The organism is Marinobacter sp. KM021, assembly GCF_050707965.1.
GTDB lineage: Bacteria > Pseudomonadota > Gammaproteobacteria > Pseudomonadales > Oleiphilaceae > Marinobacter > Marinobacter shengliensis.
The window spans coordinates 131,296-153,499 of sequence record NZ_CP136129.1; the positions used below are offsets into that span (position 1 = coordinate 131,296).

The following is a 22,204-nucleotide window of genomic DNA, read 5'->3' on the forward strand; positions in this document are numbered from 1 at the left end:
TAGGCTTGACCTGAGCCCCTCTAAGCTTCTCGGAACAAAGTCTCATGCCCCAGCGGTTCAGCGTCGTTGCCCTTCTGGTTATCACTCTGCTTTCTTCGTGGATGCTCGGTGGCTGGTATGGCTACCGGCAACTGGAGAGTGAGGCCTTGCAGGAGGCCTTTCGATACCGGCAACTGGTGGCCAATGAGCTGAACCGGTACCTTCCGGTTCCGGCATTGATTGCTGAACACCCTCTGCTGGCGGATGCGCTTAAGCAACCAGATGATTCGATTACGGTGCTCAGGGCGAATGAACAAATGCAGCGGATGGCAACCATTGTTGGAGGTTCCGACATCTACCTGATGGACCTGTCCGGTTTGACCATTGCAGCCAACAATTTTGGCCAGCCGGACACCTTCGTCGGCAACAATTACGCCTTCAGGCCCTATTTTTCAGAAGCGGTACGAACCGGGCAAGCCGTCGCTTATTTTGCCCTGGGCTCCCGGTCCCTGGAGCGTGGCCTCTACTTTACCCATTCCGTGCGTGATCAGAGGGGTAACATGTTGGGCGTTGTGGCCATCAAGGTTCTGGTACATGAACTGGAATCACAGTGGCATCGCCCAGAGTCACCTCAGCAGGCCGAGATGGTCGTGCTGGATGGGGATGGTATCAGTTTTCTGTCCAGCCGCAGCCAGTGGCTTTACAGGGACTTCGGCACCGTGAACGATGGCGAAAGAGCTGACAGGGTCCATCAGCGTTACCCCGAGCGAGCATTGCCGCCAATCGATTTTTCGGTCATCGGACAGCCCTGGGGGCTGGCGGAGCATTCGTTGCGTGTCCGGTTGGGTGAGAGTGGAAAGGCTGAAAACTACCTGGCGGTGCAGGCCGACTTACCGCGGCTGGACTGGAGCCTGATGGTACTGACCGCAACCCGGCCCGTACTCTGGGCCCGGGCCGGGTTCCTGGCCGGCGGACTGGCACTGTTCCTCGCGGGCTTCCTTACCTGGCTGTACCTGAGAGAGCGATATCGGCGTGAGCGGGAACTGGCCTTGCGGGGAGAGCAGCTTGAGCGTCGGGTTGCCCAGCGAACAGCCGACCTGAAGCGCTCCAACGATCAACTCCTGGGTGAAATCCAGGAACGGGAGAGAGCCCAGACGGAGTTGCGCGAAACCCAACACGAGCTGATTCAGGCGGCAAAACTGGCGGTACTTGGGCAGATGTCCGCCGGACTGAACCATGAAATCAATCAACCACTGACGGCCATCCAGGGATACGCTCGCAACAGCCGGATGTTCCTCAAGCGGGGTTCAACCGATATGGTTGATGCCAACCTTGGGGAAATTGTCTCCCTGTGCGACAAAATGGCGGAGTTGATCCGGCAATTCAAGGTTTTTGCCCGCAAGTCTGAGGGACCGCCATCGGTGGTTGATCTGCGGTTGGCTGTCGATGGTGCTCTTAAGATCATTCGTGCCCAGCACAGCAGTTCCGGCATCGAAATACACTGGTGCCGGCCCGAATATCCTGTGATGTGTCATGGTGACCTCATCCGCATTGAGCAGGTGATGGTTAACCTGATTGCGAACGCAGTCCAGGCACTGGAAGATAGAGACCAGCCGTGGATCGATATTAAGATTGTAGACGATGGTGAATATTGGCATTGCCGGGTACGCGACAACGGTCACGGCCTTCCCGGCAACACAGAACAAGTGTTCGAGCCTTTCTTTACTACCCGCTCGGTCAAGCAGGGCCTGGGATTGGGGTTGTCTATCTCGCGCCAGATTGTCGAGGCGCTTGGGGGAAGTCTTATTGGCCTTAACCGTGACGATGGCCCCGGTGCTGAATTTGTACTGAAACTGAAACAGCGTAGGGCAGACGAATGACAACAGCTTCCGTCCTTTTCGTGGATGACGACCCGGATATCCGGCCGCTGATGGAGCAGACCCTGGCGCTGGAAGATATCCCGGTGGTCTGTTTCGCCGATGGTGCTTCAGCCCTGAAACAGATCCATCCCAGCTTTGAAGGTATTGTCCTGTGTGATTACAACATGCCCGGCATGGATGGTTTGGATCTGTTGGAGCGTGTCCGGGCCACGGACGAGGATATTCCGGTGATCCTGCTGACCGGTCAGGGTGATATCAGTACCGCTGTATCGGCGATGCAGCGAGGGGCTTACGACTTTATTGAGAAGCCCTTCGACCACGAGGAATTGATTGAGCTGCTGCGACATGCTCTGGAAAAACGCCATCTTGCGCTGGAAAACCGTCGACTCAAAGCCCAGTTGCGACACCTGGCCCGGCCAGGCCCCAGGATACTGGGCGATTCGCCCGCCATGCAGAGGGTGATGGAAACCATAGACCCGGTGCTGGATATCTCGGCAAACGTCCTGCTGCATGGTGAGACGGGTTCGGGCAAAGATGCCCTGGCACGCTACATTCACGAAAACAGTCCTCGCAGCGGTCATAACTTCGTGGCGATCAACTGCGGTGCTGTGCCAGAGCACCTCATTGAAAGCGAACTCTTTGGTCACGAGGCGGGGGCGTTTACCGGGGCTGACAAACGCCGCATCGGTAAAATTGAACATGCTCATCGGGGAACATTGTTCCTGGATGAACTTGAAAGCATGCCGATGCCCTTACAGGTAAAGCTGTTGCGGGTGCAGGAGGAACAGCGGGTAGAGCGCCTGGGCAGTAATCAGGTTGTGGACGTGGATATTAGGATTATTGCTGCCACCAAGGCTGACCTGAAAGAACTCAGTGACAAAGGCGATTTCCGCTCAGATCTTTATTACCGTCTGAACGTGGTCAAGGTGGATATTCCTGCGTTGCGGGAACGCAAGGAAGACATCCCCAAGCTGTTCCACCATTTTGCGTTGATCGCCGCCGCCCGTTATGACCGCGAAAGCGTGCCCCTGGAGGCCCGACAAGCCGCCCGGCTAATGGAGCATTCCTGGCCCGGAAACGTTCGTGAACTGCGAAACCTGGCGGAACGTTACGTACTGCTTGGCCCGGCGGCACTGGAAGAAGGCGATTCCGCGAGCGGGCCCAGCATTGCTGGCCGGCAAACATTGTCGGAGATGATGGATAGCTTCGAACGCTCTGCCATTGTCAGTGCCCTTAACGCCTGCCATGGCAGTATCAAGGACACCATGGTCCAGCTCGGTATTGCCCGGAAAACGCTGTATGACAAGATGAAGAAGCATGGTTTGGACAAGGCGGAATTCAAGGACTGATGGTTTACGCCGATCAGCCATGGCCACCTGGCCCTGGGTGAGCATGTGTAACCTAAAGTGGCACCCGAATGGATATATAGCTAATCTTGCTTGAGGAGGGATGTTCAGCAAGGAGAGCAAGTGAGCCGCTTTTACCGCATATACAGAATCCACGAATTACTTCGCAGTGCTAAAAAGCCAGTTCCCATGCGCAGGTTTATGGAAGAACTGGAGGCCAGCCGGAATACCATAACCCGAGACTTCGAATACCTGCGAGACTCCCTGGGCGCTCCAATCGAATACTGCCGGGAAGAGAACGGCCACCACTATGCACCGGAAGCGCCTGTATTTGAGCTGCCAGGATTTTGGATGAATCCAGCAGAGCTTTATGCCCTGCTAGCCTGCGAGTACTTGCTGGAGAACGTTCAGCCCGGGCTTATCACAAATCGCCTGGCTCCACTCAGGACAAGAATCCGGGATTTGTTGGGTGAATCCGGCCATGATGCAGAGACCATCAGCGAGCGCATTCGAATCCAACCAATCCAGACCCGCTCAGCGGAACACCAGATTTTTGATCCGGTTGCAGAAGCAACGCTTGCGGGCAAATGCCTGACCTTCCATTACCTCTCCAGAAGCACGAGCACAGACAAGCTGCGAACCGTGCACCCCCAGCGGTTAGTGCATTACCGCTCTAATTGGTATTTGCTGGCTATTTGTAATGAAGCAAATTCCCTTCGGCTGTTTTCACTGGACCGAATGTCTGCCCCCTCCGTCTCTGCTGATCCATCCAAAAAAGCATTGAAAGATGATCTGGACGCCTTTGCGGGCTCTGGGTTCGGAATATTCGGGGGTGCAGCAACACAAATCGCCCACCTGAAGTTTACCGAGCATGCGGCCCGCTGGGTGGCCGAAGAAATCTGGCATGAAGAACAAAAAAGTGAATGGCAGGATGGCAGTTACCACCTTCATGTTCCCTACTCCGATGAGCGTGAGTTGGTTATGGAGGTACTGCGCTATGGGCCGGATGTTGAGGTTGTTGCGCTGTGTGCAGCCATTAAGTATGAGACATCCGGGATAAAATGGGATTGAATGGGACAATGTGAAACGGAGCGAGGCGTGGCGCGGCGTTTGGGCTTAACCAGGGGTGTCTCAGCCATGCGTGAGCAAAATGAGACATCAGGGCGTTTGGAGGGTGGCGTGTCATTAGGATTGAGACGAGCGGAAGAGTCAGGTAAATCATCTTTAAAACCTTCCGAACCATTCTTTAAAAACAACCTGGTGATGAGCTGAACCAGTTCTTTCACCTGAGACCGGAGTTGCTTAAGCTCCTCGCGTATAGCATGGTCTGACTCCCTTCTTCCGTAACACCTGGTGTCGTCGCCCTCGCCTTTCTGCTGATCGCTTTCGCGGCGCCCTACCTGGTTGCCATCGCCGATCACCACGGTGCCCTGGTTGCCAACAACGATATTACCACGCGGCTTTTGTTTGTCCTGGTTGGCGCCTTCCTCTTCAATAACCTCTTCAATTTTCCTCAGCAGATCATCAATCATGTTGCCTCTCTGAAATACTTAATAGCGAAATGCAGCCAGCTCTATCACATTGTTTAGACTGGCTTCGTCCATTGGTTTCCCCTGCCTCACGTAAAACTCGTACACCAGGCGCACGATGCGGGCCTTAGCCCTTGCCGAGATATCAGGACGGTGTTTCTCAAGCATCGCCAGAACCTTAGCGGCGACCTCTTCCAAGTTCTCCAGGTCCAACTCAAACTCCGGTTCTGGTGATTCCTTGAGGGCTTGCGCCTTACCTTCAGGATCTCCCTCGCCCGTGGCTAGCCACTCCAAAGAGACACCAGCAGCCCGAGCCATCTTCACTAGGTTCGTTCGAGAAGGATCAGACTGCCCGGATCGCCACTTTCGTAACACAGATCCAGAAACCTCGGCTTTTTGTGCCATTAATGTGGCGCCGCCTGCTTTCTTTATGGCGATGGCTACGCGCTCCGAAAACGCGTCAACCTTCTCCCTCTGAACATTGACCTCGCCTGCATCGGAAGATTGACGCGTCATAGTTACACCTAATCCTTTGATTTCCATATTTTTTAAGCCAAAAATTCACGTTCGTGTCAAAGATAAGAACATTGACCGCAACGTAAGTGCTTGACAGTGACACGTTCGTGTCGCAACATTCGGTCATGACGGAACAGAAAACACAAAAGAGCGTTACGACATGACTGAAAAAAGCACCCCGAAAAAAGCCAGCCCTAGGGACTGGCATCGCGCCGATATTGTCGCCGCCCTGCGCAAGGCTGGATGGAGCCTCCGGAAGCTAGCAGTCCATCACGGCTATTCCTCGCCAACCACCTTGACCACGGCACTGGATCGACCTTGGCCAAAAGGCGAACGGCTGATTGCCGATGCCATTGGGATCGATCCCGAGACCATCTGGCCCGCCAGGTATACACAGAACTACACCCGACCAAAGGCAAAGGATAGCACCTTGCAAGGTGTATTAAACCCACGTTCAAAGCAGTGCAAGTCACAGGCTGCATAACGCGCCTCCTCAGGTGCTCGGTTATGGCCAGTGTAGGCACGTGGATATTGAGGCAGCTAGGGCAACAGCGGCCTTTGTTTGGAACAGGTATTCAAGAGGTTTTCTAATGCGCCGTCGGAATTGGAAACGGGTAAACCCAACATCACTAAGGCATGCCATGGAGCTTTGCCTGGATTATGGCCGCGAGAAACGAAACCTCTCGGTCGACCGGGTAGCCGACCTGATGGGGATGCCCTCGAAGTACACGCTCTATAAGTGGCTGGAGAACGGCCGCATGCCGGCCGTGATGATTCGCCCCTTTGAGCACGCCTGCGGGGCAACCTTCCTTACCCAGTACATCGGGGCTTCCGCTCAGAAACTACTGATTGATATCCCAGCCGGTCAGCCTGCCAGTCAGGACGATTTGCTAACCCTTCAGTCCACCATGAATGACGCGGTGACCCTGCTCGCGCAGTTCTACAAGGGCAACCTGGAAAGCGAGGAAGTGATGGGTGGAATCACTGCGGCCATGGCCCAACTGGCCGGCCACCGCTGCAATGTTGATAAAGCAGCTGCGCCAGAACTGGCTTTGTTTGATGGAGGTGAAGAATGAACCAGGACTGGTTTACGGCGAAAGAGCTGGCCGGGCTGAGTGGAATGCCGGGAACTCACAGCGCAGTGGTTCGTCGGGCCAAGCGCGATGGCTGGAAGAGTCGCCAGCGTCGGGCGCAGGGCGGTGGCCGGGAATATGCGTTCTCTTCACTACCTCTCGAAACCCAGGCTGCCGTCCTGAAGAAGTTCGGATCCAGCGCCAAGGCTTCGACCAAAATCAAGCCAGAAAAGGCCACCAAAACCACTGGCCGCGAGGAACTCTGGGACCTCTACGAAGCGGCTCCCAACACCATGAAGGAAGCGGCGCAACACCGCCTGGTTGTCATCGAGTCCATCGAACGCCTGCAGGACAACGGCGCCAGCAAAACCCAGGCGATCCACCAGGCGATGGTCACTTACCAGGAATCACGGGCCACCATCTATCGCTGGCTGCAGATCGCCAATTCGGTAGCGCTGGAGGACCGGTTGGCGGCACTGGCTCCGTCCTACAAACCGGGCCGCCCACGTGCCGCCTGTGACGAACGGGCCTGGGATCACTTCAAGGCCCTGTACCTGACACCGGAACAGCGCACCGTTGCCCACTGTTACGAGCTGACAGAACAGGCCGCCAAGGCCGAGGGCTGGGACTGGCCGCCGCTGCGCACCATCAACCGCCGTGTGAAGGACATTCCGCGCCATATCCGGGTGCTGGAGCGGGAGGGTGAGAACGCATTGCTGCGGCTGTACCCGTCCATGAAACGGACCGTTCGGGACATACACGCACTGTTCTGGATCAACGGTGACGGCTACCAGCACAACGTGTTCGTGCGCATGCCCAACGGTGAGATTGGCCGGCCTAAGACCTGGTTCTGGCAGGACGTGTACAGCCGGAAAATCGTTGGCTACCGCACTGATCAGAGTGAAAACACAGACATGATTCGGCTTTCTCTTGGCGATGTCATAGAGCTTCTAGGGATCGTCGAACACGTCACCATCGACAACACCCGGGCGGCCGCTAACAAATGGCTCACCGGTGGTACTAGCAACCGTTACCGTTTCAAGGTCAAGGAAACCGACCCACTGGGTCTTCTGCCGCAACTCGGCATCAAGGTTCACTGGACATCGGTTGTGGCTGGTAAGGGCTGGGGCCAGGCCAAGCCAGTGGAGCGTGCCTTCGGTGTTGGTGGCCTGGGTGAATACGTCGATAAACACCCGAAGTTCGAGGGCGCTTATACCGGCCCGAACGTTACCGCGAAGCCCGACAACTACGGCGAGAAAGCCGTTGATTGGGATGTGTTCGTCAAGACCCTGCGCCAGGCCATCACTCAGTGGAACAACAAGGAGAATCGCCGCACCGAGATCTGCGCTGGCGTCAAATCTTTCAACCAGGCCTTCGAAGAAAGTTATCAGCGCAATGCCCACAAAATCCGTCGGGCCACCGCTGCCCAACGCCGCCTCTGGCTGATGCAGGCGGAATCGGTCCTGGTTCAACGGGATGCCACCGTGGCCCTCACCATCGGCAATGGGCCCAACGGCAAAAACCGCTATGGCGCGGACTTCCTCACCGATCACGCCGGTGAGCGCGTGGTAGTCCGGTTCGATCCAGACAACCTCCACAACGCGGTGCACCTGTACCGCAACGACGGCCGCTATCTGGGCGAGGCGGAATGTCTGCATGCCGCTGGCTTCGGCGACACCAGCGCAGGCCGGGAGTGGAACCGCGAGAACAAGCGCCGCAGCAAGGCCAGCAAACTGGCAGCCAAGGCCGAGAAGCGCATGAGCGCACTTGAGGCCGCCGAATATCTGCCAGAGCCGGAGGACTCGGTACCAGAGGAAGAAAGCAATGTGCGCCGGGGTGATTTCGGCCGGGTTCAGAAAGCGGTGGCAGGCAGCGACATCGTTGACCAGCCCTACCAGTCACCAGCCGACAAGTACGGATTTAACGACGCGATGGAGAGACATCTGAAGAAGTTCAAAGGCGAGGCATGAAAAAGCCCGGGAGGTGCAACTCCCGGGCCCAGAAAGGCCCTTAGGCCAATCACTACTCAAAGCAAGGTAAGGATAACACATGACACGAGAGCAGCGAAAAACCATGAAAGCCAAACGTAACGATGCCCTGGCCGCAGCGGTCGAACAGATCATTGCCGATGAGGGCTTAACCCAGGCCTCGGTTTCCAAGCTGACCAACATCAACGCCGCCCGCCTTAACCAATGGTTAAAAGGCACTTACCTGGGTGATAACGAAAAGATCGAACAGGCCATCCAGCGTTGGTTGGACTCCCGCGAATCTGAGGCAGAGCTGGAAGGCAAGCTGCCAGCGGACACTGACTGGGTACGCACCCCCAGCGCTTCATCCGTGATGTCTGCGCTGAGTTTCGCCCAGATGGCAGGCTCCATCAGTGTTGTCTACGGCGGTGCAGGCATCGGTAAAACCACCGCCATCCGCACCTATCAGAACCAGGCACCGAACGTGTGGGTAGTCACTGCAACACCGACGGTGGCGCGGCCGGGCCCGATCCTGACCCGGATTGCCCAGGCCCTCAACTTGCGCACAACCGGTGCTGTTCACATTGTCGAGAGCAACATCATTGAGCGCGTCCAGGGCACCCGTGGCCTGATCGTCATCGACGAAGCGCAGCACCTGTGCCACCGAGCCCTGGACTCCATCCGCGCCATTCACGACGCCACAGGCGTGGGCATCTGCCTGTCTGGCAATGAAATCGTGTACGCCCAGTTGACCGGTGGTACCCGGGCGATCGGCTTTGCCCAGCTGTTCAGCCGGGTATCCAAGCGGGTACGCCTGAGCAAGCCACAGGACGGCGACATCACCGCCATCCTGGATGCCTGGGGAATCACCGACAAACAAAGCCGCAAGTTCTGCCTGGCCATTGGCCGGCGCCCGGGCGCACTGCGTGGCCTGAGCCAGACGCTGCGCCTTGCCACCCTGTTTGCCAATAACGTGGGCGAGCCCCTGAGCCTGCAGATTATCCGCGATGCCTGGACTGACCTTGGAGGTGACCTGTGAGCCGCATGCACCCAACCGCCTATCTGGAACATCACGCCGACGTTTACGCGGCGCACTTGATGCACAAGCACGGAGTAACGCTGGATCAATACCTGGCGGATCCGGCCCGGTACGAGCACCTGCTGGGTGCTCCGTTCCCTCTGACGCCAGCGCAGACAAAGGTGCGTGTGCGGCTGATCCGTGAAGAGGTCCTTCAGGAGCAGGCCGAGGAAATCGCCCAGCAGCTGGACGGACTGCCACGGAACAACGTGCGGCCGTTCGAGCCGCTGCACCACAAACGCCACCAAAAACGCCGTGGCATTGCGAGCTGCCGTAACCGCTCGCTTAAACCGACCAAACCCCTAACCACATGAGGCAGAGCCCTATGAACATGCAAGCCAACAACGCGGACCAGTTTCGCCGCAACGCCAAGGGCCACCTGGTGCCCGTGGAGCAAATCAAGGACATCGACCGGCTGCGCGATGACCTGGTTCAAGAAGTCATCGGCAAGGTGACCAAGCTGCAGGAAGAGATGCGCCGTGTGAAAGCGGAGATCTCCACCGAAGTGGAAGCGTTCCTGGAACTGTCCGCCCGTGAGTACGACACCAACTACGGCGGCAAGAAAGGCAACGTCACCCTCTCATCGTTCGATGGCCAGTACCGGATCGTTCGGGCCGTGGCAGATCACCTGGCGTTTGATGAGCGCCTACAGGTAGCGAAGGAACTGATCGACCAGTGCATCCACGAGTGGACGGCCGGCAGCAGCTCCGAAGTCCAGGCCCTGGTTGAGCATGCCTTCCAGACCGACAGCGCGGGCAAGATTAGCACCGCCCGCGTGCTGGGCCTACGCAGCCTGAACATCAAGAACGAAAAGTGGCAGCAAGCCATGCAGGCCATCATGGATTCCATCCAGGTGACCGGCAGTAAGAGCTACCTGCGCTTCTATGAACGCCAGGGCGAGGACGGCGCCTACCGCCAGATCTCGCTGGATGTAGCGGCGCTTTAAGGGGGGCGTAATGAACTATTACGAAGCGAAATTTGCGAGGGAGCGGAAGGACCGGCCAAGCGATTGGCTGATCGTCCAGGTTGGCCGGTCCTTCCGTCTACTTCAGGTAGCCCAATTTTAAAGGATCTAAGCATGAGCAAAGAGAAGAATGCCAAGCCCGAAACCGGCGCTGTAAACGGAGCAACCATTGAAATCCAGCAGCTTCCCGAGGGATTGGCCATTGCAGTGGAGTTTCACGGTGACGCGGTTGACGAGAGTCAGCGGGAAGGAATGAAGAAACTAGCGCTTGTTGGCGTTGAAGCCATGCGTGATTGGATCCGGGAACGGTATGACGTCACAAATGAGGAAGTGCTTCGTCGGCCTAATTGCCAGGATCAGAAACCCAAAACCCATTGAGCGAAACGCCCCAGCCGGGGCGTCTGCCAGGCGTGGTGGCCTGGCACTGATGAGCAGCCGAACCGGAGGGAGCTATGGCCCCCATGACAAAGACCACAGAGCTAGGCACCGAACGGCGCTGCACCAAGTGTGACGAGTTCTGGCCGGATGATGCCGAGTTCTTCTACACCAAACACGGTAAGACACAGCAGCCCTGCAAAGCCTGCTACGCGCAATTGCCATCCAGGGCGGCCCGGAAAAGGAGAGCTGTAAGCCATGGCCAAGACAGATGCCGAGCGCAAGCAGGCCCAGCGCGAACGGAACAAACACCTGCGCATGCAGCGCATGGAGCTGAATCTGGCCTGGGGTGAGCGTGAGCTGATCGCCAGCAATGCCGAGGCTCGGGGCTTTACGGATCAAACCGAATACCTGGTGAGGCTGGTGTTGGACGACGCGGACCGGATCGAGCGTGACCGGTCACGAAATCAAGAAAATGATCGAAGGGGCGCCCCATGAAGGCATTCGGATTTAATGAAACTGACATTCTGCGAGGTGAAATGCAGGCGGCCCAGGTGGATGCCTGGATTATCAAAGAACGCCCGGAATGGTGCGCAGGCGAGCAGGGCTGGGAGTTTGCATCACCCCGCTTTACAGAAGCCAAAGCGGAACTGATCCGACGCATGCGGGAAGACGACGTTGACGCTGATTTAATCGCCCAAGTACAGGCTCTCAAGGCCTATTACATCCCAGTGGAGGAATCCCGATGAGCAAATGGGACGAGATCAAAAAGCGCTTGGAGCATTTAGGCGGATCGGTAGATCTGCTGGCTGATGGGCACAAGCTCAGCCTGGTAAAGCTCCATAACAAGAAAACCATTTTTGTCAGGGTCTACGTCAACGATCTGGTTAAGTTCGAGTGGACCAAAGCCGAAGAAGAAAAGCCCGTTCATTCAGAGGGACGCTTTTGGCGCCCCATGAAGCGTGCAGCCTACAAGAAAAAGGCCTACCCATCGCTCAAGCGGATCTTCGGAAAGAAGGAGGCAGACCGGGCCGTGACGCCGCGAGTGATCGGTTTCGTTCCAGACTTCGGTACCGAAGGCGCCGCCGTCGCACACCTGAAAAAGCACTTCCCGGATCTGGAGATCGTGGAGCCTGAACAGGAAGCGAGTGAATGACTGACAACATCACCGACCTGTTCGGAAAGCTGGGCAACGAAACGTTCATTATCTGCCCGTGTACGGAGAACGGAACACCGGTGACACCAGTTGTTCTCCATGACCAGCAGGGACCGATCATCACCTCGCTGATGTGCCCTGAGTGCGAAACAACGATACCGGTGATAAACGGGATTCTGCAGATGGAGAAGCGGTCATGAAACACGACAACCGCAAAAAGGTCCTGGCCCAGATCCACATCGCCCGCAAACAGCTGGCCCTGGACGAAGACACCTACCGCCAGATGATCGCAACCGTCACCGGCGGCAAGCGTTCCTGCTCAGACTGCAACGTGGCAGAGCTTTACCAGGTGCTTCAGCACCTCAAGGATCGCGGCTTCAAGACCCGGCCAAAGAAACGGGTTGCCCAGCACCCAGGCACTCCTCACAACCTGGGCCGGGAACCCATGCTCCAAAAGGTGGAAGCGCTGCTGGCCGAGATGAAAGCGCCTTGGAGCTATGCCGATGCGATCGCAAAGCAGCAAACCGGCATTGCCAAGGTGGCCTGGCTGAAGAAGCCGGAACATCTGCGGGCGCTGATTGCCGCCCTGGACGTAGAGCTGGAAAAGCGCCGGCTGTTGGATTCACTGGAGACGGCCATGAAGGCAAGGGCCATGTCGCTGGATGACATCGAGCGGCTACATCCGGAACTGCCCCAGAACTGGCGCAGAAACCGGAAGTGCCTGGGCCGCCTTTGCGCTCACTACATGATGCCGGACGCGTGGATTGAAGCGCACCGGGAGGGCGATAACCGATGAAGCTAGGCCGCTGCCCCATCTGCCACAGCCACATTCAGCTGGAGGCGCTCATCCAGGACGACGCCGGCAGCGAGCTGCTGGGTCTTCTGTCTGGCCTGGGGCGCCCATTGGCACGTCCGCTGGTTCAATATCTGGGCCTGTTCCGTCCTGCCAAGTCAGACCTCAGCAACGCCCGTGCGTTGCGCCTTGCCCAGGAAACCCTGGAACTGGCAGACCGTGACAGCCTGGTGGCCGCCCTGCAGGACACCATCCGCAGCATTCACGACAAGCGCACCAGGGGCCAGGTGCAGCCGCTGAAGAACCACAACTACCTCAAGCAGGTGTTGGCCACGGTGGCACCTGAGGCCCGCAAGCCAGCGGCAGAGGCGGACAACCGCCGGCCAAACGTGACCGAGAAGAAACAGGGCATGGAGGAAACACCCGAACAGGCCCAGGCAGCATGGCGCCGGAATATGGAAAAACTGGGTGTAGATCCTGACAAGTTCACCACCAACCGGAAGACCGGAGGCTGATATGACCACCTGGGACACCGACTACTTACCGCCATCCCTGTGTGAGCTGGTCGACGTGATCGGCCTGCAGGCAACGCAGAGCCTTGTCAGCGAGTACGGCGGCGTGCGGCTGACGGTGCCCACCAAAATGCCGGATGACCATCCGCTTGCCGAGCTGCTCGGCATCGATGCCGCCCGCAAGCTTTCCCACCACTACGCCCAGGAGCGCCTTGACGTACCCAACGCCAAGGCGGCTGTCATGGCCGTGCGCAATCAGAACATGCGCCAGGAGCACGCGGACGGCGACTCTGCCAGAGTTCTCGCCCGCCGGTATCGGCTCACTGAGCGCCGGGTGTGGGAGATCCTTTCAGAAGGTATGCCGGACGATCGCCAGGCGGATATGTTCAGTGAGGGTGAGGCCCGGTGAGCCATAACATGGCCAGCCAATCAGCGGAGGTCCGGGCCGATATCGAGCGCGAAAAGAAGCGCTGGCATGAAGCATGGTTGATGGTGCGGAACCGCCACCCGCAGTGGATCCGGCATTGGTTGACCACGATTGAAGATCAGAGTGAAAGGGAGGATTGGCGGCATAGGCTCAATACTTTGCGTCAAAAAGGCTAAACTCAAAGGCTTTTCCAAAGGAGAACGCTATGCCTTACGCCATGTTCGCCCTCGGACCAACCAAAGAACCCTGCTCCAGGCATTCAGATCTGAGAGCGACAATATACTTGGCGAGTGATCCGGTGTTCCAAGAAAACCCGGTCAGGTTGGATGAATACTGTAAATGTCGAATCCGGAAGGTAACTGACTTTGAGCTCAAGCAAATGGAAGCGTCCGGCGTCCAGGACAGCCTCGCTCCTGCGATTATGAGCGACAAGGGACTTCCGACGGGGCGGAGAGAAAAGAAGTTTTTGCCATTAGAAAAAACTTGGGATGTATAAGCTCGATAGAATCAAAACAACAGATGACAAAACTTTCTTTATTTCCGCAGTACCAAGTGTCTACTCCTGGGGTTGCAGTTTGAAAATCGGCTGTATCCTAATTTTTGAAACACCGAAAGAGAGATGGGTACGGCGCGAATTTCGGACATTTTGCGGGTTTAGAATATTCCCCATTCCGATTCCGAAAAAACGCACTATCCTCTTTTCAAATCTTCAACCACAGGAGAAATCTATGCCCGAGAACCTAACACCCAGGGAACTGATGGACCAACTGCGCGAACTGCAAGCTGGCCGTAGCGCAGTGACTGATCTGGTCACGCCAGGCAGCGACCTGCACGCGGTAGACCGCGATAAATTCACCGTTTTGCTGAACATCCTGGACCGTCATACGGAGCGAGTTCTGCAGGATTTTGATCGGGTGTTACAGCCTAAATAATGGCCCAATAAAGGCTGTTTAATCTGTAATACTTGCCTTGTGCTGGTGTCCTGAGTAATCTTTGGACATTCGTCTTTCAGGGGTGGGCCTCCTCCCCTGAAGGGCTTCAGGCCTAAACCTGACCCTCCCTGCCGCTAACCTGCGGCTATGGATAAACAAACCTTTCTCGACAAATTCCGCGCTGGCCCCTGGCTGATCTTCACCATCGTGATGGCTGCCATCGTCGGCTTCCTGTACCCACACCAGTTGGGCGTTCTGCTCTGGAGCCTGACCAAGCTGTCCGCCGGTGCCTACCTTGGCTACTGGATTGACCGCACGATCTTCTACTATGGCCGCCCCGGCGATATCAAACACAAAGATTTAGACACCGCACTGCTGATCATTGGCTGCATGATCCGGCGCGCGCTCATCATGGCCGCAGCGATCACCGCCCTTGGATTGGGGGTCTGACTATGCGGCTGGTCCTGTGGTTGCTCCTGCCGGCGCTGTTGTTTTCCTGCGCCCCGGCCAACGCCCAGGGCGTGCCTGGCAACGCCGATCGTTACCAGCGTGACCTGACCCGAATTGTTCAGCAGGAGCTGGGTCTGGATGGCTCCGTGGCCGTGCATGCTGCACAAATCCACCAGGAAAGCGGATGGCGCCCCGGCGTTGACAGCCCGGTGGGCGCCCAAGGCATGGCCCAGTTCATGCCAGCCACTGCCACCTGGATCTCCGAAATTTACCCCGACCTTGGCCAGGCCGCGCCGTATTCCCCCGGCTGGGCGATGCGAGCGATGGTTCGATACGACCGCCACATCATGGAGCGCGTAAAGCCGTGGTACGCGCGCGACGTTCCTGAATGCGACCTCTGGGCTTTCACCCTGAGTGGCTACAACGGTGGCCCAGGGTGGGTAAGCCGTGACCGGCGACTGGCCAAGGCCGCCGGTCACAACCCCGATCTCTGGTGGAACCACGTTGAGCACTTCACCAATCGCGCAGACTGGGCAAAGCGAGAGAATCGCCATTACCCAAGACGAATACTCCTGCAACTGACACCGCTTTACACCAGGGCCGGCTGGCAAGGGAGTGATCCATGTTCAAGATAATCGGCAGTGTGATTATGCGATGGCTGGGAGGTGGCACATTGGCCGCCTTATTGGCTATGGGCGGCGGCTGGCTTTGGCATGACTGGCAGACCGGCCGGCTGGAAGAACGCCTGGCCGAGGCGCGCGGAGAATCAACAGACCTGAGAACCAGCCTCAGCCAATGGCAGGCAGAGGCGGAGCGCCGAAAGCAGATGTTGGACCAGGTGCGTGAAGACGCCAGAGCTTCCGAGGCCGCAAGACGCGAATTGGAATCCCGGCTGGAAAAGAAGGATGCCGCCTACCAGGAACTGAGACAGCAAATAGCAGCTGCGCCAGAAAGCGACGATGGGCCTGTTGCTCCGGTACTTCGGAAGACCCTGGAGGATCTGCCATGAAATTGCTGCCTCTGTTGGCATTTGCCTTTGTTCTGGCTGGTTGCGGCACTACACCTAAGCCGATCCCCGCACCTGAACGAATGCCTAGTCCTGTTGTATGCGACCTGAAACTAGGCATGACAAAGCCCGAGCCGGAACCGGTACGACCAACCGGAGATTATACCCAGCGCCACGTGAGCGATTACGTGGCCCGGCTTCATCGTTGGGGCGGTCGAGGCTGGGAGAAGCTAGCAGGGGCCAGGCAGCGCAACGAGAAATGCAAAGAAAGGCACCAAGAAAATACCGCCGATTCAGAACGTGAGGATCAGTAGTGGCGATGGATGAGAAATCATACGAGGAGGCTCAGGCATTGACTGAGCGACTGACGCGGGCCGGTATTGAACAGGCCCTGCAATGTCATCTGGAGGCGCCGCTGGAGATTAATGGCCAGCGGTTGTGCCTGGACTGCGATGGTCCCCTAAGCTTCGCTCGGTTGCAGGCAAACGCCGATGCCGTGCGTTGCGTGGAATGCCAGACAGACCATGACCGCAGGGGGAAGTGATGGATTTATCGAGTGTGGATTACGGTGCGGCCCGGTTCTGGATGGACTTTCTTCAGGTGGCCGCGATATTGGCGCTGGGTGTTTACCAGCACATCACCAATAAGGCCAAGGCAAACGCCAGCGCGATCGAATTGGTAAAGGAGGACTACGACGACCTGAAAGACCGGGTGGCGGCCGTGGAGGGCCAGTTGAAGAACGCGCCAACGCATGGGGATTTATCGAAGGTTTACGACCGCCTTAACGACGTGGCGGGCGACCTTTCCGGCGTTATCGGACAAATGCGTGGGCTCTCCCATCAGCTTTCGATGGTGAACCAGTACCTGCTCAACAATAAAGGAGGCCAGGGCCAATGAGCTACCAGGACTTTCAGACCGAAGGCCGTCGTCTGGGGATTCTCCGCATCCTGCATCGGCGAAACCAGTTTACCTCCAATGAGTACAGCCTGAACGACGAGCTGGGCGGCAACTACGGCCACCACGTCAGCAAGGACGTGCTGCACACAGACTTGGCCTGGCTGGAGGAACAGGGCTTGGTGATCTGCCAGCAGCCTCGGGCCGGCTGGATCGCCACCCTGACCAGCCGTGGTGCCGACGTTGCCGAAGGCCGCGCACGCGTTCCAGGTGTCGCTCGCCCGTTGCCAGGAGCGTAAGCCATGCCGCCGCGCTCAAAGATTTACGATCTGCCTCAGGATCTCCGAGAGGAGTTGAACGAACGGCTGGTCAATACCGGCTTCCAGGACTACGACGGCCTGACCGACTGGCTGGAAGAGCGCGGCTTCAAGCTCTCCCGCTCCGCAGTTCATCGCTACGGCCGTGGCCTCCAGGAGGAGTTCGAGGAAGCCATGGGTGATGTCCGCAAAACCACGGAACTGGCCAAGGCCATGACCGCCGAAAATGAAGACGAAAGCGGCCATCTTATCGACGCTACCGCCCGAATCGTGCAGGACCAGCTGCTGCGAATCACCATCGCCATGCGCAAGGCTGAACACGAGCCGGAGAAAGCGGCCAAGCACCTCAGCAGTGTGACCCGCGCCCTGGCCGATATCGGCCGGGTGTCCCTCGGCCAGAAGAAGTGGGCCCGTGAACTGCGCCAGGAAGTGGCCAGGGAAGCTGCGGATGCGGCAGAAACCAGTATGGCCAGCCAGGGCATGACCCGCGAATCCATCGACGCCATCAAGCGTGACATCCTGGGGATTGCCTGATGGCCACCGAACTGCCGGACTCTGTACTGCTGCCGTACCAGAAAGCCTGGATTGAGGACGATTCCGAACTCAAGATCGCCGAGAAGAGCCGCCGTACCGGCCTGACCTGGGGCGAAGCCGCAGACGCCGTACTGACAGCCAGCGCCTCCAAATCCGCCGGCGGTACCAACCATTTCTACGTTGGCTCCAACAAAGAGATGGCCATCGAATTCATCGACGCCTGCGCCATGTGGGCGCGGGCCTTCGACAAGGCCGCCTCCACCGTCCAGGAAGAAGTTCTGAGTGACGAGGACAAGGACATCCTCACCTTCAACATCCACTTCGCTAGCGGCTTCAAGATCCAGGCGCTGTCCAGTCGCCCCAGCAACCTGCGGGGCCGCCAGGGTAACGTCACCATCGACGAGGCCGCCTTCCATGCGGAGCTGGCAGAAGTACTCAAGGCGGCATTGGCACTGACGATGTGGGGCGCCAAGGTGCGCCTGATCAGCACGCACAACGGGGTGGAAAACCTCTTTAACGAATTGATCCAGGACAGCCGTGCCGGCAAGAAACGCTACAGCGTGCACCGGCTCACCCTGGATGATGCCTGTGATCAGGGCCTGTATAAGCGCATCTGCCAGGTGCGTGGCAAGGAATGGAGCCCGGCCGCCGAGAAACAGTGGAAAGAGAACCTGCTGAAGGACACCGCCACCCGCGAGGACGCCCTGGAGGAGTACTACTGTGTTCCGAAATCCGGCGGCGGTGCCTACATCTCCCGGGCGCTGATTGAGGCTCGAATGGTTGAGGCACCGGTGGTGCGGTACGAAGGCACGGCGGATTTCAACGCCTGGCCGGAACACTTACGCAACGCGGAGATGCGCGATTGGTGCGAGCATGAGCTGCTGCCGCTGCTGCAGGGGCTCAACCCGGAAGACCGCCACTGCTTTGGTGAGGACTTCGCCCGCAGCGGAGACCTCACATGTATTGCGCCCATGGCAATCTCCCAGCAGCTCAAGCGCCGGGTGCCATTCCTGGTCGAGTTGCGCAATGTGCCTTTCAAGCAGCAGGAACAGGTACTGTTCTACATCGCTGATCGCTTGCCCGGTCTGCAGTACGGCGCGCTCGATGCTCGGGGTAACGGCCAATACCTGGCTGAACAGGCCGTCGATGAGTACGGCGCCGATCGCATCGAGGCGGTGATGCTCTCGCAGTCCTGGTACCTGGAAAACATGCCCAAGTTCAAGGCTGCATTCGAGGACGATGGTATCGAGATCCCGCGCGACAGCGACGTGCTCGATGACCTGCGCGCCCTGCAGGTGATTAAGGGGATTCCCAAACTACCTGACGCAAAGACGGGCGAAGACAAGAAGCGCCACGGTGACTCGGCGATCGCTCTGGCCATGGCGTACTACGCCAGCTTCCAGCAGGGCGCGCTGGAGTACGGCTACGAAGCCATCCGCACCGGCCCTGACCACACACACCATCGGCCGGTGCGTGCCACCGCCGGGTTCCGTAACCGAGGAGGACTGCTGTAATGGCCGAATCATCCATTGTGGACGCACACGGCCGTCCGATCCGGAAGGCCGAGCTGAAGAAAGAGCTGGCCGCGCCATCGCTCACCGGCGTTCGCCAGGTGTGGCACAACGGCATTGCCAGCCACCTGACACCGGACCGCCTGGGAATGATCCTGCGGGCGGCCGAGAACAACGACGGCCACGACTACCTGACCCTGGCTGAGGAAATGGAAGAGCGGGAACCGCACTATGCTTCCGTGCTTGGCACCCGCAAGCGAGCGGTGAGCGGCCTGGACGTAGTGGTGGAATCAGCCAGTGACGATCCGGCGGACGTGCGCCTGGCCGATGCCGTGCGAGACCTGGTGCGCGATGCCGTGTTCGGGGATCTGATTGAAGATCTGCTGGACGCCCTGGGCAAGGGCTATTCAGTGGCTGAGATCATGTGGAACACCCGGGGCGGCCAGTGGTGGCCACGGGAATACGTCTGGCGGGATCCGCGCTTTTTCCGGTTCGACCAGGCCACGGGACGAGAGCTGCGCCTGATTGACCCCGAGAACGTCGCCCAGGGCGTGCCCCTGGCCCCGTACAAGTTCATCGTGCACCGCCCCAGGCTGAAGGCAGGCATCCCGCTACGCGGTGGTTTGGCCCGCCTTGTGGCGGTGTCTTACATGGCGAAGAGCTACACGCTGACGGACTGGCTGGCGTTTGCCGAGGTATTCGGCATGCCGTTGCGCCTGGGTCGCTACAACGACAGCGCCAAGCCGGAGGAAGTGGACATCCTGCGCGCGGCCGTGGCCAACCTGGGGTCGGACGCGGCCGCCATCCTGCCTGAGGGCATGAAGATCGAGTTCCAGGAGATCGCCAACACCCAGGGCGGCGCCGACCTCTTCAAGGGCCTGGCCGAGTGGATCGACAAACAGACCAGCAAGGCGGTGCTGGGCCAGACCATGACAACGGATGACGGTTCCAGCCAGGCACAGGCCACCGTTCACAACGACGTGCGCGAGGACATTCAGCGGGCCGACGCACGCCACCTGGGCGTGAGCCTGAATCGTGACCTGGTCAAGCCGTTCATCGACTTGAACTACGGTGTTCAGCGCCGGTACCCGAATCTGCGGATCCACGTACCGGAGCCGGAAGATCTCAAGCAGCTGGTCGCGGCGCTGAAAGATCTGGTACCGCTCGGCCTGAAAGTGGAAAGCTCTGTGATCTCCGACAAGCTGGGCCTGCCGGATCCGGCCAAGGATGCGGATATCCTCATGCCTGAGCAGCAGGCTGTAACCGCCGTTGAATCGGCCCGTAACCAGTTTTTAAAGACCGCTCAAAACCGGGAATCCGTGGTCACCGAAAGCGAACCGGACTTTGCGGAAATCGCCGAGGCGGAGGATGACTGGGAGGTACAGCTTGCGCCACTGGTGGATCCTATCGAACGCCTGGCGCGGCGTGTGGCCGACGAAGGCGGCAATGAGGAGGACTTCCTGGCCCGCCTGGGTGAAGTACTCGACGAGATGGATGAGACCGAACTGGTCCGCCGCTTGGCATCCAGCACCTTCAAGGCCCGGGGCCTTGGCGATGCGAGGGATGACTGATGGCCAACTTCAAAGCTGGCCCGGTACCGCGTGACGCCCTGGCGTATTTCCGCGACAAGGATCTGCGTGTCGGGTTCGACTACCAGGACGTGTGGGGCCGGGAACACGCCCATGCGTTCACCGTGGCCAAAGCCATGAAAGTAGACATCCTGGACGAAGTCCGAGCCGGGCTGGACGAGGCACTGGCCGAGGGCAAGACGTTCCGCGACTTCTCCCGGGAGCTGAAACCCAAGCTCCAGGAGAAAGGCTGGTGGGGTATCAAGGACGAAATCGACCCGAACACTGGCGAGCGTCGCCGGGTGCAGCTCGGATCTCCGCGCCGGCTGAAGACCATCTACCAGTCCAACCTGCGCAGCGCCCGATCGGCAGGCCAGTGGCAGCGCATTCAGCGCACCAAGGAAACCCAGCCGTACTTGCTCTATGAGCTGGGCCCCAGCGAGAACCACCGGGAACAGCATGTGGCCTGGGCGGGTACGCTGCTGCCCGTGGACCACCCGTGGTGGCGGGACCACATGACGCCCAACGGCTACGGCTGCAAGTGCCGGGTACGCCAGGTGTCGGAGGTTGAAGCCGAACGCATGGAGCGTGAAGGCATCCAGGATCCGCTGGCCGAGATTGAGACGGACCCGGAAACTGGTCTGCCGACTGGCCGGCGCCAGCGCCGCACGATTCCGGTCCGCCGTGAGCCGCCGCCCACCCGTACCGTCAGCTTCACCAATAAGCGCACCGGTGAGATCACCCAAGTGGACCAGGGACTGCACCCTGCCTGGGCCAGCAACCCGGGGCAGGACCGTGTGCGGGTACTGCGCGACCGTATGACCGGGAAGCTGGACACCGTGGACCAGCGCCTGGCACGGGCCACCACCCGGGACGTGATGGACAGCCCGATCCTGCCGGACTGGGTGCGCCGCCCGGACGGCGAGCTGCCGGCTGGCATCATCGAGCGCCGGGCACAGACGGCCCTGGGTGCGGACACACAAGTGGTCCGCCTAGCACCTGGTCGTCTGCCGGATCCGGACAGCCTGGCTGTCGAGGATTACTGGCAGCTGCCAGACGTGATCAACCGGGGTATACTGATCGCTCAGGACGATGACCAGCTGACGGTATTCCGAAGCCGTGAGGGTGACACCGGTAGTCCCTGGTGGCTGGCAACGGTTCGGGGCAGCGATGACAACCAGCGCCTATACCTCACCGATTATCGTGTGGCCACCGACGAAGACCTGGAACAGGCCCGCAGTCGCGGCCAGGTGATCCGAGCCTCAGAACAGCCCTGATCTGGTCAAGTTTTGCTCACGCCGTAGGACGCTCTCAGAAGCGCTAGAAGGACGTTAAAGCGCTGAGAGCTACCATGGCCGGGGTCAAACCCTGACCGTCGTTTTTAAATGGGCTTTAAA

General features: G+C 58.7%; 31 protein-coding genes and 1 other RNA gene. 30 read left to right on the forward strand and 2 right to left on the reverse strand.

The window, feature by feature from the left end; translation table 11 throughout:
• The first annotated feature begins 44 nt into the window (after nucleotides 1–44).
• The 3 genes from RVM24_RS00640 (at nucleotide 45) to RVM24_RS00650 (ending at nucleotide 4,276) form a co-directional block, all read left to right on the forward strand.
• Nucleotides 45–1,859, forward strand: coding sequence for a sensor histidine kinase (locus tag RVM24_RS00640; RefSeq protein WP_286254102.1), 1,815 nt, complete (start codon nucleotides 45–47; stop codon nucleotides 1,857–1,859).
• Nucleotides 1,856–3,208 (forward strand): sigma-54-dependent transcriptional regulator, encoded by a 1,353-nt coding sequence (locus RVM24_RS00645; protein WP_431474775.1) that lies wholly within the window; start codon nucleotides 1,856–1,858, stop codon nucleotides 3,206–3,208. Before RVM24_RS00640 ends, RVM24_RS00645 begins: the two co-directional genes overlap by 4 nt.
• Before the next feature lie 120 nt (nucleotides 3,209–3,328).
• On the forward strand, nucleotides 3,329–4,276 hold the full coding sequence (locus tag RVM24_RS00650; protein ID WP_431474776.1) for a helix-turn-helix transcriptional regulator: 948 nt from the start codon (nucleotides 3,329–3,331) through the stop codon (nucleotides 4,274–4,276).
• On the opposite strand, the gene RVM24_RS00655 is transcribed toward RVM24_RS00650, so the two are convergent.
• Both RVM24_RS00655 and RVM24_RS00660 read right to left on the reverse strand, forming a co-directional pair.
• Nucleotides 4,201–4,737, reverse strand: coding sequence for a hypothetical protein (locus RVM24_RS00655; RefSeq protein WP_431474777.1), 537 nt, complete (start codon nucleotides 4,735–4,737; stop codon nucleotides 4,201–4,203). The two genes, RVM24_RS00650 and RVM24_RS00655, sit on opposite strands and share 76 nt — an antisense overlap.
• A gap of 18 nt (nucleotides 4,738–4,755) precedes the next feature.
• Entirely contained in the window at nucleotides 4,756–5,250 is a 495-nt protein-coding gene (locus tag RVM24_RS00660) for a helix-turn-helix domain-containing protein (RefSeq protein WP_431474778.1), read from the reverse strand.
• Nucleotides 5,251–5,410: 160 nt separating this feature from the next.
• On the opposite strand from RVM24_RS00660, the gene RVM24_RS00665 reads away from it, so the two are divergent.
• The 27 genes from RVM24_RS00665 (at nucleotide 5,411) to RVM24_RS00795 (ending at nucleotide 22,084) form a co-directional block, all read left to right on the forward strand.
• Entirely contained in the window at nucleotides 5,411–5,734 is a 324-nt protein-coding gene (locus RVM24_RS00665) for a helix-turn-helix domain-containing protein (protein ID WP_431474779.1), read from the forward strand.
• Between the two features lie 106 nt (nucleotides 5,735–5,840).
• Nucleotides 5,841–6,326, forward strand: coding sequence for a hypothetical protein (locus tag RVM24_RS00670; RefSeq protein ID WP_114435486.1), 486 nt, complete (start codon nucleotides 5,841–5,843; stop codon nucleotides 6,324–6,326).
• Nucleotides 6,323–8,293, forward strand: a complete 1,971-nt coding sequence (locus tag RVM24_RS00675) for a transposase domain-containing protein (protein ID WP_431474780.1) — start codon at nucleotides 6,323–6,325, stop codon at nucleotides 8,291–8,293. The genes RVM24_RS00670 and RVM24_RS00675 overlap by 4 nt, the downstream gene beginning before the upstream one ends.
• Before the next feature lie 79 nt (nucleotides 8,294–8,372).
• A complete protein-coding gene (locus RVM24_RS00680; protein ID WP_114435488.1) occupies nucleotides 8,373–9,329 on the forward strand; it encodes an AAA family ATPase in 957 nt (318 codons plus the stop codon).
• On the forward strand, nucleotides 9,326–9,682 hold the full coding sequence (locus RVM24_RS00685) for a hypothetical protein (RefSeq protein WP_431474781.1): 357 nt from the start codon (nucleotides 9,326–9,328) through the stop codon (nucleotides 9,680–9,682). Before RVM24_RS00680 ends, RVM24_RS00685 begins: the two co-directional genes overlap by 4 nt.
• 11 nt (nucleotides 9,683–9,693) lie before the next feature.
• The gene (locus RVM24_RS00690) at nucleotides 9,694–10,314 is read left to right on the forward strand and encodes a DUF3164 family protein (RefSeq protein WP_431474782.1); all 621 of its coding nucleotides are present in this window, start codon (nucleotides 9,694–9,696) and stop codon (nucleotides 10,312–10,314) included.
• 132 nt (nucleotides 10,315–10,446) lie between these two features.
• Nucleotides 10,447–10,710 (forward strand): hypothetical protein, encoded by a 264-nt coding sequence (locus RVM24_RS00695; protein ID WP_431474783.1) that lies wholly within the window; start codon nucleotides 10,447–10,449, stop codon nucleotides 10,708–10,710.
• Nucleotides 10,709–10,773: hammerhead ribozyme type II (locus RVM24_RS00700), an RNA gene on the forward strand. The genes RVM24_RS00695 and RVM24_RS00700 overlap by 2 nt, the downstream gene beginning before the upstream one ends.
• A 192-nt stretch (nucleotides 10,774–10,965) precedes the next feature.
• Entirely contained in the window at nucleotides 10,966–11,205 is a 240-nt protein-coding gene (locus RVM24_RS00705; RefSeq protein WP_431474784.1) for a hypothetical protein, read from the forward strand.
• A complete protein-coding gene (locus RVM24_RS00710; RefSeq protein WP_431474785.1) occupies nucleotides 11,202–11,456 on the forward strand; it encodes a hypothetical protein in 255 nt (84 codons plus the stop codon). The genes RVM24_RS00705 and RVM24_RS00710 overlap by 4 nt, the downstream gene beginning before the upstream one ends.
• Nucleotides 11,453–11,863: a hypothetical protein gene (locus RVM24_RS00715; protein WP_431474786.1), complete on the forward strand. Its 411-nt coding sequence runs from the start codon at nucleotides 11,453–11,455 to the stop codon at nucleotides 11,861–11,863. The genes RVM24_RS00710 and RVM24_RS00715 overlap by 4 nt, the downstream gene beginning before the upstream one ends.
• Nucleotides 11,860–12,063, forward strand: coding sequence for a hypothetical protein (locus tag RVM24_RS00720; RefSeq protein WP_431474787.1), 204 nt, complete (start codon nucleotides 11,860–11,862; stop codon nucleotides 12,061–12,063). Before RVM24_RS00715 ends, RVM24_RS00720 begins: the two co-directional genes overlap by 4 nt.
• Complete coding sequence (locus tag RVM24_RS00725) at nucleotides 12,060–12,659, forward strand: gp16 family protein (protein ID WP_431474788.1); 600 nt, start codon at nucleotides 12,060–12,062, stop codon at nucleotides 12,657–12,659. Before RVM24_RS00720 ends, RVM24_RS00725 begins: the two co-directional genes overlap by 4 nt.
• Nucleotides 12,656–13,171 (forward strand): hypothetical protein, encoded by a 516-nt coding sequence (locus RVM24_RS00730; RefSeq protein ID WP_023011809.1) that lies wholly within the window; start codon nucleotides 12,656–12,658, stop codon nucleotides 13,169–13,171. Before RVM24_RS00725 ends, RVM24_RS00730 begins: the two co-directional genes overlap by 4 nt.
• A gap of 1 nt (nucleotide 13,172) precedes the next feature.
• The gene (locus RVM24_RS00735; RefSeq protein ID WP_431474789.1) at nucleotides 13,173–13,577 is read left to right on the forward strand and encodes a Mor transcription activator family protein; all 405 of its coding nucleotides are present in this window, start codon (nucleotides 13,173–13,175) and stop codon (nucleotides 13,575–13,577) included.
• Between the two features lie 8 nt (nucleotides 13,578–13,585).
• Complete coding sequence (locus tag RVM24_RS00740) at nucleotides 13,586–13,771, forward strand: hypothetical protein (RefSeq protein WP_431474790.1); 186 nt, start codon at nucleotides 13,586–13,588, stop codon at nucleotides 13,769–13,771.
• A gap of 552 nt (nucleotides 13,772–14,323) precedes the next feature.
• Nucleotides 14,324–14,527 carry a hypothetical protein gene (locus RVM24_RS00745; protein WP_431474791.1) on the forward strand — a complete coding sequence of 68 codons (204 nt, stop codon included), beginning with the start codon at nucleotides 14,324–14,326 and terminating at the stop codon, nucleotides 14,525–14,527.
• 147 nt (nucleotides 14,528–14,674) lie between these two features.
• Nucleotides 14,675–14,977, forward strand: coding sequence for a putative holin (locus tag RVM24_RS00750; RefSeq protein WP_421864382.1), 303 nt, complete (start codon nucleotides 14,675–14,677; stop codon nucleotides 14,975–14,977).
• 2 nt (nucleotides 14,978–14,979) lie between these two features.
• Nucleotides 14,980–15,612: a transglycosylase SLT domain-containing protein gene (locus tag RVM24_RS00755; RefSeq protein ID WP_431474792.1), complete on the forward strand. Its 633-nt coding sequence runs from the start codon at nucleotides 14,980–14,982 to the stop codon at nucleotides 15,610–15,612.
• Nucleotides 15,600–15,986 carry a hypothetical protein gene (locus tag RVM24_RS00760; protein ID WP_431474793.1) on the forward strand — a complete coding sequence of 129 codons (387 nt, stop codon included), beginning with the start codon at nucleotides 15,600–15,602 and terminating at the stop codon, nucleotides 15,984–15,986. The genes RVM24_RS00755 and RVM24_RS00760 overlap by 13 nt, the downstream gene beginning before the upstream one ends.
• A 316-nt stretch (nucleotides 15,987–16,302) precedes the next feature.
• Nucleotides 16,303–16,527 (forward strand): TraR/DksA C4-type zinc finger protein, encoded by a 225-nt coding sequence (locus RVM24_RS00765; protein ID WP_421864370.1) that lies wholly within the window; start codon nucleotides 16,303–16,305, stop codon nucleotides 16,525–16,527.
• The gene (locus RVM24_RS00770) at nucleotides 16,527–16,880 is read left to right on the forward strand and encodes a DUF2730 family protein (RefSeq protein WP_421864367.1); all 354 of its coding nucleotides are present in this window, start codon (nucleotides 16,527–16,529) and stop codon (nucleotides 16,878–16,880) included. Before RVM24_RS00765 ends, RVM24_RS00770 begins: the two co-directional genes overlap by 1 nt.
• Entirely contained in the window at nucleotides 16,877–17,176 is a 300-nt protein-coding gene (locus RVM24_RS00775; protein ID WP_114435504.1) for a VpaChn25_0724 family phage protein, read from the forward strand. Before RVM24_RS00770 ends, RVM24_RS00775 begins: the two co-directional genes overlap by 4 nt.
• Nucleotides 17,177–17,179: 3 nt before the next feature.
• Nucleotides 17,180–17,728, forward strand: a complete 549-nt coding sequence (locus RVM24_RS00780; RefSeq protein WP_023011798.1) for a DUF3486 family protein — start codon at nucleotides 17,180–17,182, stop codon at nucleotides 17,726–17,728.
• Nucleotides 17,728–19,242 (forward strand): terminase large subunit domain-containing protein, encoded by a 1,515-nt coding sequence (locus tag RVM24_RS00785; RefSeq protein WP_431474794.1) that lies wholly within the window; start codon nucleotides 17,728–17,730, stop codon nucleotides 19,240–19,242. The genes RVM24_RS00780 and RVM24_RS00785 overlap by 1 nt, the downstream gene beginning before the upstream one ends.
• Nucleotides 19,242–20,810, forward strand: coding sequence for a DUF935 domain-containing protein (locus RVM24_RS00790; protein ID WP_431474795.1), 1,569 nt, complete (start codon nucleotides 19,242–19,244; stop codon nucleotides 20,808–20,810). Before RVM24_RS00785 ends, RVM24_RS00790 begins: the two co-directional genes overlap by 1 nt.
• A complete protein-coding gene (locus RVM24_RS00795) occupies nucleotides 20,810–22,084 on the forward strand; it encodes a phage minor head protein (protein WP_431474796.1) in 1,275 nt (424 codons plus the stop codon). The genes RVM24_RS00790 and RVM24_RS00795 overlap by 1 nt, the downstream gene beginning before the upstream one ends.
• Nucleotides 22,085–22,204 lie beyond the last annotated feature (120 nt).